Below are 14,686 nucleotides of genomic sequence, written 5' to 3'. Positions count from 1 at the left end.
CACGCCGTTCGGGGGCGACTCAGTTTCCCCGCGGCCGTAACAACTGCAGTTACGCGCGCCGTTGCGTCCTGTTACACGGAGGACCTTGACCCGTCGGCGCGGCCACTGCAATTCTGACGATTCGCCGTGGCTGGCGCCGGCGTCAGCGGCGCGGGTCGAGCAACTCGTGCACGAGTTCCTGGAGCTCTTCGTTGTCGGTCTCGGCCAGCGTCCGCAGGGTGCCGCTGCTGCGGGCCAGGACCACGCCGACGAACGCGGCCACGGTCAGCTCCGCCCGCAGTTGGGGGCGGTCCAGGCCCTCACGGGCGAAGCGCTCGCGCAGGGGGTCGACCAGGCGCCGGCGCAGCTGCTCTGCGGCGGCGGCCTGGACGTCGGGTTCCTCGTGCGGAACGATCGCGGCCCGGTGGATCGGGCCGGGGCCGCGTTGGGCGGTGGCGTCGAGCAGCGCGCGGATCCGCTCGGGTTCGAGCAGGTCGGCCGGGGCGGCGCCGGCCTGGTCGAGCTGGAGGGTGGCGATGTAGAGCTGGGCCTTGCCGCCGAAGTAGCGGGCGATGAGGGCCGGGTCCACCCCGGCCCGCTCCCCGATCTCCCGGGTGGTGCTGCGGTCGAACCCGCGTACGGCGAAGAGTTCGCTGGCGGCCGTGAGCAGCAGCTCACGGCTGCGGGCGGCGTCGCGGCGCCGACCCGGCTGCCGCTCGGTGCTCATCGACCGGCCCGGCCGGTCATCGCCGTGACACTGTCCTCGGCCGTCTCGGCGTCGGCGATGCTCTCGTCCATGAGGATTTCCTCGTCCGCGGTCACCAGCTGCTGGGCCGCTGCGCGTCGCCTCGGCACGACGATGGTAACCACCATGGCGACGATCCAGACCGCGCAACCCAGCCAGGCCGCGGCCTGGTACCCGCTGTCGGTGGGCAGCAGGTGCCCGGCGGGGGTGTGGCCCTCCAGCACGACGGCGCCCAGCACGCTGCCGGTGGAGTAACCGATGGTGCGCAGCACCTGGTTGAAGCTGATGGCGCTGCCGGTCTCGTGCGCCGGAACGGCGCTGACGACCAGTCCGGGCATCACGGCGAAGGTGCAGCCGACGCCGAGCCCGGCGACACCCATGATCACGAAGAGCTCCAACAGGCTGGTGCGGGCGCACAGGAACAGCACCATCGACAGCAGGGAGACGGCGCAGCCGAAGGGCAGCACCACCGCCATCGAGGTGCGTCGGGCCAGGGCCGGCACCAGCTTGCTGGAGGCCACGCTGGCGGCGGAGAAGGGCAGCAGCACCAGACCGGCCACCAGCACCGAGGCGCCGAAGCCGTATCCGGCCGCCGACGGCGTCTGGACGAAGCGGGTGACCATCGACATCAGCATGTACATCGCCACGCCGGCGATCAGGCCGCACACGTCGGCGGTCAGCACGGCGCGGTTGCGGAGCGTCCTCAGGTCGACCAGGGGGTGCGCGGTGCGCAGCTCGTGGAAGGCCCAGCCGACCAGCAGCAGGAGTGCGACGGAGGTCAGTCCGAGCAGACGTGCGGAGGCCCAGCCCCAGCTCTCCCCCTCGCTCAGGGCGAGCAGCAGCGCGGCGAGGCCGGCGCCGAGCAGGATCGCGCCGAGCGCGTCCAGCGGGTGCTTCTCCCGGCCGTCGGTACGGGGGACGACGACGGCGGCCCCGGCCAGTGCCAGCGCGCTGATGACCGCGCCGAACCAGAAGCCGGCGTGGACGCCCAGGGTCTCGGCTATCAGCCCGGTGAGCGGGTAGCCGAGACCGACCCCGGCCACGGTGGTGATGGAGAGCATGGCGACGGCCGGCCGGGAGCGGTCCGCGGGCAGCGCGTCCCGGGCGGTGGCGATGGCCAGCGGGACCAGGCCCAGGCCGACGCCCTGGAGCCCGCGCCCGGCGACCAGGAAGCCGAACCCGAGCGGCAGGGCGGCCAGCACGCTGCCGAGCAGGACCACCGCGGTGGCGCCGAGGATCACCCGCCGCCGGTGCGGCCCGTCGCCCAGCCGCCCCATGGTGGGCGTGGCGACCGCGCCGACCAGCAGCGTGATGGTGAGCGACCACTGGGCGTCGGTCAGCGAGACGTGGTCGACCGTGGCGATGGTGGGCACGAGCGGCGCCCCCAGGCTGCTGATGACGGCGACCACCATGCCGAGGAAGACCAGGACCGGCACCAGGGCGCGTTGCCGCTGGTCCGCTTTGGCGTGCTGCGCTGCCATCGGGCGCCTCTCGATATGTCATCGGTTGATGTCTTCGCATGATGACATGCGGCTGAGCTGCGAGGCAAGAAGGCCCGAGAAAAGGCGGAGGCCCCGGCCACCCCACGAGGAGAGGGTGGCCGGGGCCGAGTCAGTGCCGGTGGATCAGGCGTCGAGCGCGCCGGCGTCGCGGAGCTCCTGGACCAGCTTCCGCAGCTCCACGTAGCGGTGGACGGGCGGGAGCTTCCGGCGGGCCTTGCGTTCGACGACGCGGGTCGGCGGCTCGGTGAAGTCGCCGCAGTGGGAGCACACGAAACCGCCGTGCGGTCCGTCGATCACGGCCGTCCAGCAGTTCGGGCACTGGCTGGCGCGTTCCTCCAGCGGACGCTCCGACACGACTCGCTCGCCCTCCGCTGCTCGGCTGCCCGACGCCTCGACGCCTCGGGACGGTCCGCTCGACGACTGCGATTCCGCTCGGAGATGCTACTGATGCCTCCGGACGAGGCCGTCAGCGCATCAGGGAGTTGAGGTCGCCGTACGCCAGCGCCTCGCTGACGGAGTCGTAGGTGCCGGTCGCGGCGAGTTCCTGGGCCGCGCGGCGGACCACGGCGTAGGCCGCCTCGGCGACGGCCGAGCCCAGGCTGGCGCGGGCGACGCCGAGTTTCGCCAGCTCGGGGACGCTGGGCGAGCCGGGGTGGACCAGGACGTTGAGCGGGGCGGGGATCAGTTCGGCCAGCGCGGCGATGGTGACCGGGTCGGCCACGCCGGGGACGAACACGCCGGTCGCACCGGCGGCCAGATAGGCCGAGGCCCGGGCCAGGGTCTCCTGCAGCCGGGTCTCCGGTGCGCCCACGCCCCGCAGGTAGGTGTCGATCCGGGCGTTGAGGTAGAGGTCGACGCCGACCGCGTCCGCGGCCGAGCGGGCCGCCGCCAGGCGCTCGGCCTGCTCGGCGACCTCGCGCAGCGGGGCGGTGCGGTCACGGAGGCCGTCCTCCAGGTTGACGCCCACCGCGCCGGCGGCGAGCACCCCGCCGACGGTCTCGGCGACCTCGGCCGGGGTCGCGCCGAAGCCGCTCTCGATGTCGGCGGTCACCGGCACGTCCACGGCGGCGGTGACCCGGGCGATCAGCGCGATGGCCTCGTCGCGGCCGAGGACGTCCCCGTCGGCGGCGCCGAGTCCCCAGGCGACGCCGGCACTGGTGGTGGCGACGGCGGGCGCCCCGGCCTGCTGGACCAGGCGGGCGCTCGCGGCGTCCCAGACGTTCGCCAGCGCGAGCGGAGCGGAGGGGTTGTGCAGCGAGCGGAAGAGCAGGGCCTTTTCCTGTTGGGTGGTCATGACCTCATTCGATCATCGAGGGGTGGCCCGGCGCTGGCGGTTCTCCGACATCGAGGGCGTGTCCTGAAGCTGTGGTGCGGCCGACCGGCGCCGTGGTGAACGCCGCCGCGCCGGACGGCGAACGGGAGGCGGACGCCCGCGCCCGCCGGGCGTCACCGGGACGAAACCGCGTGGGAACGCCGGAGCAGCACGCCCGCGCTAGCCTCGGCACGCACCGCGCCGGTCCCGCCCCACCCCCACGGGGGCGGGCCGGGCGCGGGACGGGGTTCCGGCCGTCGGCGGCGCTGGTTAGGCTGCGCCCATGGGACGACCCGAACCAGTACCCCCGACCGCCCCGGACCGGGGCGGCGCAGGCCCGGCCCGTTTCGTACTGATGCGCCAGGACGACAACGGCAACCGCTACCCGGTCTCCCGCCACGCCGTGCGCGCCGAGGCCGAGGCCGAGGCGGCGATGTACGAGGCCCGCGGCCACAAGCAGCTGTACTGGGTGGAGACGGACTAGTCTTACCCTCCGTGACGATGACGGAGATGCGGATCGTGGTCGGTGGGGCGCTGCTGCACCGGGGGCGGGTGCTGGCGGCGCGGCGCAGCGCACCCGCGGCGGTGGCCGGACGCTGGGAGTTCGCCGGCGGCAAGGTCGAGCCGGGGGAGACCACGGCCGAGGCCCTGGTCCGGGAGCTGCGCGAGGAGCTGGGGGTGGAGACCCGGGCGCTCGCCCGGATCCCCGGGGCCTGGCCGGTCCGCGCCGATCTGGAGCTGCAGATCTGGACGGCGGAACTGCTCTCGGGAACTCCGGCGCCGCTGCAGGACCACTCCGAGCTGCGCTGGCTGACCGCCGACGAACTGGACGAAGTGGACTGGCTGGACGGGGACCGGTTCGCGCTGCCCCATGTCGCCGCACTCCTCTCGACTTGACCCGTACGCCTGGGTAGGGTCAGGTTTGATCGGGTATGCGGGTAGATGACCGATCACTCCGAGTAGCGGGCAGCGGTCCGGGACTGGGGACGCCTGTGAGGCAGCCACGACGCAAGCCGAGCGCCGCTGCCCGGGCGCGCCTGCGCCGCGGCGGCGTCGGCCGGAACCGCTCGTCCCCGCAGGGCCGGATGCCCGGGGCGCGCGGGGCCGCCGCGGGTGGCCCGGACGGCGATGCTGCGACCTCGGGCAGTCCGCGCGGCAGCGGCCCGGCCGACGGCGGCCAGGGCGGCTTCGAGCCGGACCCCGGCGCCCCGGGGAGCGCGCCGTTCTCCAACCGGAGCCATGCCGTGCAGCCCTTCCCGGGCGCCGCGCCCACCGCGAGCCACCCGCGAGCCATCGGCGGCGGTCCCGGCGAGGGTCCCGACAGATCCGGCGGCTTCGCCGGGCCCGCCGGGCCCGCCGGTGGCCGCCTTCGACCCGGTCCGCCGGCCGGCGGACCGGCGGACCAGCCGCGCAGCCTGCTCGACGTGGTCCGGGTCGCCATCGCGGTGCTGGACGCCTCCGGCCGGGTCGTGCTCTGGAGCCCTGCCGCCGAGGAACTCCTCGGCTGGCCCAGCGAGCTGCTGATCGGTCGGCGGATCGACTCCTACCTCGTCCCGACGTACCAGGGGGAGCCGGTCCCCGATCTGGCCGGGAGCATCCGGCAGGTGCTCGGCCACGTGCTGCGCGAGGGCGGCTGGCGCGGCTCGGTGGTGGTGCGGGACGACCACGACCGGATGGTCGAGCTGGACGCCAGGCTGTCGCGGCTGGTGGACGGGGACGGCGTCACCTTCCTGCTGGTCCGGCTCGCCGACGCGACCAAGCTGCGCGCGGTCGAGCACGACCTCGCCCTCCAGGACGCCCTGTTCGAGCAGTCGCCGCTGGGCATCGCGGTCTTCGACCGGCGGCTGCGCTACGTCAGCCTCAACGAGACCCTGGCCCGGATGAACGGCCTGCCGATCGAGGAGCACCTCGGGCGGACCGCCGGCGAGACCCTGCCGGAGCAGGCGGCCGACGAGATCGCCGCGATCCAGCGTCAGGTCATGGCCACCGGGGAGCCGGTGGTGGACCTGACCGTGGCCGGGCCGCACTCGGACCGGCACGGCTTCCGCTCCGTCTCCTACGCCCGGCTGCACGACCGGGCCGGCAAGATCATCGGAATCACTGGGATGATCATGGATGTGACGGACCGTTACCGGGCCGTCGCCAAGGTCGAGCAGGCTCGCCGCCGCCTCGCCCTGCTGAACGAACTGGGCACCAGGATCGGCGACCTGCTGGACGCCGAGCGGATCGCCCAGGAGCTGGCCGACGCACTGGTCCCGACCCTGGCCGACTACGCCGGCGTGGTGCTGCTCCCGGCCGTCGCCAACGGCGACGACCTGCCCCGGCACCCGCACCACCAGCTGATGCCGATGATCCTGATGGGCATGTCCGGAATCACCGACAACCCGCTGGCCGCCTCGGTCATCCACCGGGGCGACAGCATCCCGATGCCCGAGGGCACCGTCTTCGCCCGGGTGCTGCGGACCGGGGTGACCGAACTGCTGGACTCGCTCGAAGCCGTCGGGGCGAGCACCCAGCCCGACGACCCCCGGCTCCGGGCCGCCTACGAACTGGGTCTGCACTCCATGCTGGTGGTGCCGCTGCGGGCGCGCGGCATCGTGCTCGGCTTCATGCTGCTCTGCCGGGCCGGCCGCCGGGAGGCGTTCGACCGCGACGAGACGGCCTTCGCCGACGAGCTGGCGGACCGGGCCGGCGCCTCGCTCGACAACGCCAGGCTCTACACCCGGGAGCGCGCCGCCGCGCTGATGCTGCAGCGGACCCTGCTGCCGAAGACGGTGCCGCAGCCGGCCGGGTTGGAGATCGGCTACCGCTACATCCCCGGGAGCAGCGGCACCGAGGTCGGCGGCGACTGGTTCGACGTCATCCCGCTGCCGGACGGCCGTACCGCGCTGGTGGTCGGCGACGTGATGGGGCACGGGCTGCGCGCCGCCGCGACCATGGGCCGGCTGCGCACCGCGGTCCGGACCCTGGCCGGTCTCGGCCTGCCGCCGGAGGTGCTGCTCCAGCACGTCCACGACCTGGCCGACGACCTCGCCCAGGGGCCGGACGACGCGCTGATGGCGACCTGTATCTACGCCGTCTACGACCCGCCCACCCGCAGGCTGACGCTGGTCAAGGCCGGGCACCTGCCCCCGGTCCTGGCCGTCCCGGGGAAGGGGGCGGTCCTGCTCGACCTGCCCTCGGGGACGCCGCTGGGCGTCGGCGGGGTGCCGTTCGAGTCGGTCGAGCTGACCGTGCCGGAGGGCACCCTGCTGCTGCTCTACACCGACGGCCTGGTCGAGTCCCGGACCGAGGACATCGACGTGGGCACCAAACGGCTGTGCGACGTCCTGGACCAGCCGCTCGGCTCGGTCGAGGAGGCCTGCGAGCGGATCGTGGACACGCTGGAGCGCGGGCAGGAGCCGGACGACGTCGCGCTGCTGCTGGCCCGGCTGGGCACGGCGGCGCCGGTCTCGGAGCAGCCCGGCGCGGCCCGGCAGGTCGGGTGGACGCTGGCGGCCGATCCGGCGGCCCCGGGCCGGGCCCGGCGGCTGGTCCGCTCGACGCTGGCCGACTGGGGCCTGAACGTGCTCGCGGACACGGCGGAGCTGCTGGTCAGCGAGCTGGTGACCAATGCCGTCCGCTATGCCGACGCCCCGATCGGGCTGCGGCTGATGCTGGACGAGGTGCTGCGGGTCGAGGTGGCCGACCCGCTGCCGGACCCGCCGAGGCAGCGCCGGGCCGCCCGGACGGACGAGGGCGGACGCGGTCTGGAGCTGGTCCACAGCCTGGCGGACAACTGGGGAACCAGAGTGGAGGGTGAGGGCAAAGTGGTGTGGTTCGAGCAGAGTCTGCCCATGAGCCCTCCCGTTTCTCCTGGTTGAGGCGTAGGGTTCCGATCCCGGCGAGTCCCGGCAGGGCTCCGAGCGGCAGGAATGCCAATTCCTTACCTCGATTTGATGTTGTGTACTCCCGGGACGTGTGCTGCCGCACTCCGATGATGAATACTCGGAGCAAGCGACATCCAGGTGACGAAGGCTGGAGGAGTCGGGCAGTTGAGTGAGATGCCGACACAAGAGGCGTCGCCGGGCGGCGGTACGGGCCCAGCGCCCGACCGAGTCGCGTCCGGGACCGGGCACGACGGCGGCGGGGCCGCCGCCGAGGACGGGCCCGGCGTCGATGCCGTGCGGCCGGAACTGAGGCCGGGGGCCTGGTCCGAGGCGCGGGCCGAGGCCCGGTCCGCCACCCGCCCGGCCATCGCGTCATCCAGCTGGCGCCCCGTTCCGGCGGTCGGTTCGGCGGTCGGTTCGGCCGCCGGTTCGGCCGCCGGTTCGGCCTCCGCCGCGGCCGGTGGACAGATGCCGATCGGTCATCAGTCCGATCACCACGGAGACCGGCCCGAAGCCGCCGCGGACGACAGCCAGGGCGCCGCCCGCACCGAGCGCGCGGCGAACCTGCTGGCCATGGGCCTGAGCGGCGGGTCGGACGAGGGCGGCACCGGCGACTGGGGACACGGCGACCCGGGCTCGATCTACGACTACATACGGGTCGCTGCCTTCGCCATCGGACCCGACGGCCGGATCAGCCAGTGGAGCGACCGGGCGGCCGAGTTCTTCGGCGTCCCGGCCGAGGAGGCGGTCGGCTGCGACCCGGTCACCACCTTCGCGCCGCGCGAGCTCTGGCTGCGCGGCCGGGAGCGGATGACCGAGATCCTGGCCGGCCAGGAGTGGGTCGGCACCGCGCCCTACCGCGACAGCGACGGCAACGAGAGCGTCGCCGAGCTGTACCTGATGCCCGCCCGGGGCGAGGACGGGCGCGGCGGGGTCGTCTGCATGGCCGTCGACCTGCGCAAGCTGCGCCGGATCGAGACCGATCTGGCCGCCTCCGAGGCGGTCTTCGGCCAGGCCCCCACCGGATTCGTGCTGTTCGACCGCGACTTCAGGGTGCAGCGGGTCAACGAGAGCTTCGCCGAGGGCCTGGGCGCGTCCCCGGCCGACCTGCTCGGGATGAACGTCCACGACCTGATGCCCCGGCCGGAGGCCGAGCGGCTGCAGCAGGCGCTGCAGCAGGTGCTGGAGACCGGCGAGCCGGTGGTCGACCTGCGCTTCAGCGGCACGGTGCCGATCCGCCCGGGCCGTCGCCGCTGGGCCATCTCGCTCTACCGGCTGCTGAGTTCGAGCAGTCGGACGATCGGCATCGCCGGCCAGGTGGTCGACGTGACCGGCCGTCAGCGGGCCGAGCGCGAGGCGGCCAGCGCCCGTCGCAGCCTGGCCCTGCTCAACGAGGCCAGCTCGCACATCGGTTCGACGCTCGACCTGGAGGTCACCGCCAAGGAGCTGCTGGACGTCGCCGTCCCCGGCTTCTGCGACGTGGCCACGGTCGACCTCTACCACGGGGTGCTCGCCGCCGACACCGACCTCGGCCTCCCGGCCGGGCGCGCCGACGGCGCGGGCGAGCTGCGCCGGGTCGCCTCGGCCAGCACCGTCGGCTACCACGCCGCGACCGGCTCCGAGCCGATGCTGCCGGGCCCGCGCGCCGAGGTCGGGGGCGCGTTCTGCTACCCCCCGCGCTCCCCGTACGCCAAGGCGCTGCGGACCGGGCGCAGCCTCACCCTCACCGCCCCCGGCAACCCCGATCCCGACCCGATGATCCAGAGCACCGTGGTCGTCCCGATGGTGGCCAGGGACACCGTCCTCGGACTGGTCCAGCTCTCCCGGGCCAAGGGCAGCGAGCCCTTCGACGCCCGGGACGTGGCCATCGCCACCGAGCTGGTCGCCCGCGCCGCCGTCTGCATCGACAACGCCCGGCTCTACCGCCGGGAGCACGAGCGCGCGCTGATCCTCCAGCGCAGCCTGCTGCCCCCGGGCAACCCGGCCGCCTCGGGCCTGGAGATCGCCTGCCGCTACCGCCCCGGCAGCAGCGGCACCGAGGTCGGCGGCGACTGGTTCGACGTGATCCAGCTGCCGGGCAACCGCACCGCGCTGGTCGTCGGCGACGTGATGGGCCGCGGGCTGCGCGCCGCCGTGGCCATGGGCCAGCTGCGCACCGCGGTCCGCACCCTGGCCATGCTGGACCTGGACCCGGCCGAGGTGCTGACCGCCCTGGACGAGATCGCCCGCGGCCTCGGCGACGGCACCTCGCCGGAGGACAACGCCGACTCCCACAACGAGGAGCTCTACCTCGCGACCTGCGTCTACGCCGTCTACGACGCGGTGACCCGGCGCTGCACCATCGCCAATGCCGGCCACCTTCCGCCGGTCCTGGTCAACCCGGGGGAGCCGGCGCTGATGCTGGACGTCCCGCCCGGACTGCCGCTGGGCGTCGGCGGCGAGCCCTTCGAGGAGGTCTGCGTCGACATCCCCGACGGCGCCCTGCTCGGCCTCTACACCGACGGCCTGGTCGAGTCCCGCAAGCACCAGCTGGAGGAGGGCCTCTCGGCACTGCGGGAGACCCTCTCCGGGCCGCCGCGCCCGTTGGAGAACCTCTGCGACCACCTGCTCACCGCCCTCGACCCGCACCACGGCGAGGACGACATCGCGCTGCTCATGGCCAGGGTGCACGCCCTGCCGGCGGACGCGGTCGGCGACTGGACGCTGCCGTCCCACCCGGCCTCGGTGGCCCGATGTCGCGAACTCGCCTGTGCCTGGCTGCTGTCGCGCGGGCTGGACGACCTGATCGACACCTGCGAACTGCTCGTCAGCGAGCTGGCCACCAACGCCCTGCGGCACGGCAGCGGTGACATCCGGCTGCGGCTGCTCCGGGACACCACCCTGGTCTGCGAGGTCTGGGACAACGGCTACGCCCAGCCGCGCCAGCGCCGGGCCCGCGACACCGACGAGGGCGGACGCGGACTGCAGCTGGTCAGCCTGCTGGCCGACCGCTGGGGTTCGCGGCGGACGCCGACCGGCAAGACCGTCTGGTTCGAAATGGCGCTGCCGACCGTGCGCTGAGGCCGGCCCGGTCGCGCCGCCCGGGGAGGGCGCGACCGGACCGGCGGTCAGGACGTGGTCCGGGCCGCTACCGGCGGCGTCCGATCTTGGAGCCGAGCCAGACCAGCGGGTCGTACTTCCGGTCGGCCGCGCGCTCCTTCAGCGGGATCAGCGCATTGTCGGTGATCTTGATGTGCTCCGGGCAGACCTCGGTGCAGCACTTGGTGATGTTGCACATCCCGAGCCCGTGCTCCTCCTGCGCGGTCCGCTTGCGGTCCAGGCCGCCGTCCTCGGCCGCGTCCAGCGGGTGCATGTCCAGCTCGGCGATCCGCATCAGGAAGCGCGGCCCGGAGAAGGCCGGCTTGTTCTCCTCGTGGTCGCGGACCACGTGGCAGGTGTCCTGGCAGAGGAAGCACTCGATGCACTTCCGGAACTCCTGCGAGCGGTTCACGTCCTCCTGCGCCATCCGGTACTCACCGGGCTTGAGGTCGGCCGGCGGGACGAAGGCCGGGACCTCGCGCGCCTTGGCGTAGTTGAAGGACACGTCGGTCACCAGGTCGCGCTGGACCGGGAAGGAGCGCATCGGGGTGATCACCACCGGCTGGTCCGGCGGCAGGGTGGACATCCGGGTCATGCACATCAGCCGGGGCCGCCCGTTGATCTCGGCGCTGCAGGAGCCGCACTTCCCGGCCTTGCAGTTCCAGCGGACCGCGAGGTCGGGCGTCTGGGTGGCCTGGAGCCGGTGCACGATGTCCAGCACCACCTCGCCCTCGTTCACCTCCACCTGGTAGTCCTCAAGGCCGCCGCCGGAGGAGTCGCCGCGCCACACGCGGAAGTTGGCCTGGTAGCTCACTGGTCTGCTCCCGTCGGTGCGTCGGAGGTGGTGTCGGAGTCGGCGGCGCGGGGCGTGGGCACCTCGGCTGCTGCTGCCGGGAGCTCCTCCGCCGTCAGGTACTTCTTCAGCTCGTCCAGGCCGAACAGCTCCAGCAGGTCCGCCCGGATCGGCGGGTTGGGCTTGTGCTGGACGGTGATCTGCCCGTCCGCCGTCGGCTTGTCGGCCAGCGAGCAGACCAGGTTGACCCGCCGCCACTCGTGGTCCATGCCCGGGTGGTCCTCGCGGGTGTGCCCGCCCCGGCTCTCGGTGCGCTCCAGCGCGGCGCGGGCGACGCACTCCGAGACCAGCAGCATGTTCCGCAGGTCCAGCGCCAGGTGCCAGCCCGGGTTGAACTGCCGGTGGCCCTCGACCACGGCCCGGTCGGCGCGCTCGCGCAGCGCCGCCAGCCGCTTCAGCGCCTCCACCATCTCGCCCTCCCGGCGGATGATGCCGACCAGGTCGTTCATCGACTGCTGGAGCTCCTGGTGCACCGTGTACGGGTTCTCCACCGGCCCGCCGTCGGAGCCCGAGGCGCCCTCGAACGGGGCGACCGCCTCGGCCGCCGCCGCCGTGATCTGCTCCTCGTCCAGGGTCGGCCGGTCGGCCAGCGCCGCGGCGTAGAGTCCGGCGTGGAGCCCGGCCCGGCGGCCGAAGACCAGGAGGTCGGAGAGGGAGTTGCCGCCCAGCCGGTTGGAGCCGTGCATCCCGCCGGCCACCTCGCCGGCCGCGTACAGGCCGGGGACGGAGGAGGCGGCGGTGTCCGGGTCGACCTCGACGCCGCCCATGACGTAGTGGCAGGTCGGGCCGACCTCCATCGGCTCGGCGGTGATGTCGACGTCCGCCAGCTCCTTGAACTGGTGGTGCATCGACGGCAGCCGACGGCGGATCTCCTCGGCCGGCAGCCGGGTGGAGACGTCGAGGAAGACGCCGCCGTGCGGGGTCCCGCGTCCGGCCTTGACCTCGGAGTTGATCGCCCGGGCGACCTCGTCCCGGGGCAGCAGCTCCGGGGGCCGGCGGTTGTTGGCCTGGTCGCTGTACCAGCGGTCGCCCTCGGCCTCGGTCTCGGCGTACTTCTCCCGGAAGACGTCCGGGATGTAGTCGAACATGAAGCGCTTGCCCTCGCTGTTGCGCAGCACCCCGCCGTCGCCCCGGACCGACTCGGTGACCAGGATGCCCTTCACCGAGGGCGGCCAGACCATGCCGGTCGGGTGGAACTGGACGAACTCCATGTTCAGCAGGTTGGCCCCGGCCAGCAGCGCCAGCGCGTGGCCGTCGCCGGTGTACTCCCAGGAGTTCGAGGTCACCTTGAAGGACTTGCCGATGCCGCCGGTGGCGAGCACCACCGCGGGCGCCTCGATGGCGAAGAAGCGCCCCGACTCGCGCTGGTAGCCGAAGACCCCGCTGACCCGGTCGCCGCTGCGGCTCTTGAGACTGGGATCCTTCAAGATCCGGGTGACGGTGTACTCCTGGAAGACCCGGATCCGGGCCTCGTAGTCGCCGTACTCCCTGAAGTCCTCCTGCTGGAGCGAGACCACCTTCTGCTGGAGGGTGCGGATCAGCTCCAGGCCGGTGCGGTCGCCGACGTGGGCGAGGCGCGGGTACTCGTGGCCGCCGAAGTTGCGCTGGGAGATCCGGCCGTCCTCGGTGCGGTCGAACAGCGCGCCCCAGGTCTCCAGCTCCCAGACCCGGTCGGGGGCCTCCTGGGCGTGCAGCTCGGCCATCCGCCAGTGGTTGAGGAACTTGCCGCCGCGCATGGTGTCGCGGAAGTGCGTCTGCCAGTTGTCCTGGTCGTTGACGTTGCCCATGCTGGCGGCGATGCCGCCCTCGGCCATCACCGTGTGGGCCTTGCCGAACAGTGACTTGCAGATGATCGCCGTGCGCAGGCCCTGCTCGCGGGCCTCGATCGCCGCGCGCAGCCCGGCACCGCCGGCGCCGACCACGACCACGTCGTAGGAGTGGCGCTCCACCTCGGTCATACCTGTACGTGTCCTTACCTGTGATTAGAAGAAGCGGGGGTCGTGGAACGCGCCGCTGGCGAGCAGGTAGACGTAGAAGTCCGCCACGCCGACGCTGATCAGCGAGGCCCAGGCGAGCTGCATGTGGCGGGCGTTCAGCTTTCCGACGAAGCTCCACATCCGGTAGCGGACGGGATGCTTGGAGAAGTGCTTGAGCCGACCGCCGACGATGTGCCGGCAGGAGTGGCAGGACAGGGTGTAGGCCCAGATCAGCACGATGTTGGCGAGGAAGACCAGGGTGCCGAGGCCGGCGTGGCCCCACTGCCCGGCGGCGTTGCGGAAGCTCAGCACCGTGTCGTAGGTCAGGATCCCGGCCACGACCACCGCGAAGTAGAAGAAGTAGCGGTGCAGGTTCTGCAGGATCAGCGGGAACCGGGTCTCGCCGCTGTAGGAGGCGTGCGGCTCGGCGACCGCGCAGGCCGGCGGCGAGGACCAGAAGGCGCGGTAGTAGGCCTTCCGGTAGTAGTAGCAGGTCATCCGGAAGCCCAGCGGGAAGATCAGCACGATCAGCGCGGGGGAGAGCCGCCACCAGCTGCCGAACAGCGCCCAGTCGGCTCCGCCCGCCACCTTGGGGCAGTTCGCCGCCAGGCAGGGGGAGTAGAAGGGCGAGAGGTAGGGCGCGGCGTAGGCGGTGTGCAGGCCCCAGAACGCCCGCCAGGTCGAGTAGACGACGAAGGCGAGCAGCCCGAGCCCGGTGACGAGCTGTGGCAGCCACCACCGGTCGGTGCGCAGATGGCGCGCGGGGATGGCGGCCCGGCCCGGGGAGTGCACCCCCTTCCCGTTCGGTCGGGATCGGTCGGGGCTCTCCGGGGGCCGGATCTCGGTGGTCACGCTTGCTCGTCCTCCTGCTGGTGGGTGCTGCGCCTAGCGGTGGCGGCAGCCGATTCCCTCGTCGTCGATGCCGCGCCACATCTCCGGGTCGTAGGGGGTGTCCGGGATCCGCACGATCTCCAGGGCGACGCCGGTCATCGCCGGGATGCCGGGCGGCGCGGCGGGGTCCGCCCCGGGGCCGGCCGCCGCGACCGACTCGCAGAGCAGGGCCAGGCTCTCCCGGAGGTGGTCGAGGTCGGTGCGGACCCGGCGGACCTCCAGGCCGCCGCCGAGGCGCTGCTGCGCCTCCCGGACGGCGCTGTCCAGCGCTTCGAGGCGGCTCCTGGCCTCGGCCAGGGGGGCCGTAGCTGGTGCGGGCATGGCTGTACTCACCTCCGCGCGTTGGTGCGATCAACGTCCGGTTTTGCCATTGGGTCTGATGACGTGTCAGGGATGGTGCGCGGAAGCGAGTGTGAACCCGATCACAGGGCCTTGGGAAGGGCTTGGTCAGTATTGGCGGGATTTCTCGGCCGCCACGCGC

General features: G+C 73.1%; 12 protein-coding genes. 4 read left to right on the top strand and 8 right to left on the bottom strand.

Annotated features, from left to right (window positions below):
• Positions 1-142 precede the first annotated feature (142 nt).
• From BS75_RS15630 to BS75_RS15615, 4 genes are all read right to left on the bottom strand, one after another.
• The gene (locus tag BS75_RS15630) at positions 143-706 is read right to left on the bottom strand and encodes a TetR/AcrR family transcriptional regulator (protein ID WP_034088672.1); all 564 of its coding nucleotides are present in this window, start codon (positions 704-706) and stop codon (positions 143-145) included.
• Positions 703-2,205, bottom strand: coding sequence for an MFS transporter (locus tag BS75_RS15625; protein ID WP_042438426.1), 1,503 nt, complete (start codon positions 2,203-2,205; stop codon positions 703-705). The genes BS75_RS15630 and BS75_RS15625 overlap by 4 nt, the downstream gene beginning before the upstream one ends.
• A gap of 144 nt (positions 2,206-2,349) precedes the next feature.
• On the bottom strand, positions 2,350-2,580 hold the full coding sequence (locus tag BS75_RS15620; protein ID WP_034088671.1) for a hypothetical protein: 231 nt from the start codon (positions 2,578-2,580) through the stop codon (positions 2,350-2,352).
• A gap of 112 nt (positions 2,581-2,692) precedes the next feature.
• Positions 2,693-3,520 carry an isocitrate lyase/PEP mutase family protein gene (locus BS75_RS15615; protein ID WP_034088670.1) on the bottom strand — a complete coding sequence of 276 codons (828 nt, stop codon included), beginning with the start codon at positions 3,518-3,520 and terminating at the stop codon, positions 2,693-2,695.
• Between the two features lie 301 nt (positions 3,521-3,821).
• Here BS75_RS15615 and BS75_RS48160 point away from each other — a divergent pair, with 301 nt between their 5' ends.
• The 4 genes from BS75_RS48160 (at position 3,822) to BS75_RS15595 (ending at position 10,467) form a co-directional block, all read left to right on the top strand.
• Positions 3,822-4,022 (top strand): hypothetical protein, encoded by a 201-nt coding sequence (locus BS75_RS48160; RefSeq protein WP_034088669.1) that lies wholly within the window; start codon positions 3,822-3,824, stop codon positions 4,020-4,022.
• A 17-nt stretch (positions 4,023-4,039) separates the two neighbouring features.
• On the top strand, positions 4,040-4,435 hold the full coding sequence (locus tag BS75_RS15605) for a (deoxy)nucleoside triphosphate pyrophosphohydrolase (protein WP_034088668.1): 396 nt from the start codon (positions 4,040-4,042) through the stop codon (positions 4,433-4,435).
• A 95-nt stretch (positions 4,436-4,530) separates the two neighbouring features.
• Positions 4,531-7,401, top strand: coding sequence for a SpoIIE family protein phosphatase (locus BS75_RS15600; RefSeq protein ID WP_231607782.1), 2,871 nt, complete (start codon positions 4,531-4,533; stop codon positions 7,399-7,401).
• A 579-nt stretch (positions 7,402-7,980) separates the two neighbouring features.
• Positions 7,981-10,467 (top strand): SpoIIE family protein phosphatase, encoded by a 2,487-nt coding sequence (locus tag BS75_RS15595; RefSeq protein WP_042438465.1) that lies wholly within the window; start codon positions 7,981-7,983, stop codon positions 10,465-10,467.
• A gap of 67 nt (positions 10,468-10,534) precedes the next feature.
• Here the strand turns inward: BS75_RS15595 and BS75_RS15590 are convergent, their stop codons facing one another.
• From BS75_RS15590 to BS75_RS15575, 4 genes are read right to left on the bottom strand one after another with little or no spacing between them, the layout of a single operon-like run.
• Entirely contained in the window at positions 10,535-11,299 is a 765-nt protein-coding gene (locus BS75_RS15590) for a succinate dehydrogenase/fumarate reductase iron-sulfur subunit (protein ID WP_034088667.1), read from the bottom strand.
• Positions 11,296-13,296 (bottom strand): fumarate reductase/succinate dehydrogenase flavoprotein subunit, encoded by a 2,001-nt coding sequence (locus tag BS75_RS15585; protein WP_034088666.1) that lies wholly within the window; start codon positions 13,294-13,296, stop codon positions 11,296-11,298. The genes BS75_RS15590 and BS75_RS15585 overlap by 4 nt, the downstream gene beginning before the upstream one ends.
• A 24-nt stretch (positions 13,297-13,320) precedes the next feature.
• Complete coding sequence (locus BS75_RS15580; RefSeq protein WP_034088665.1) at positions 13,321-14,166, bottom strand: hypothetical protein; 846 nt, start codon at positions 14,164-14,166, stop codon at positions 13,321-13,323.
• A gap of 33 nt (positions 14,167-14,199) precedes the next feature.
• Entirely contained in the window at positions 14,200-14,526 is a 327-nt protein-coding gene (locus BS75_RS15575) for a hypothetical protein (protein WP_034088664.1), read from the bottom strand.
• Positions 14,527-14,686 lie beyond the last annotated feature (160 nt).

The organism is Streptacidiphilus albus JL83 (genome assembly GCF_000744705.1).
GTDB classification, from domain to species: Bacteria; Actinomycetota; Actinomycetes; order Streptomycetales; family Streptomycetaceae; genus Streptacidiphilus; species Streptacidiphilus albus.
Note: the sequence above shows the minus strand (reverse complement) of the source record. Positions and strands in the feature narration are given on the sequence as shown.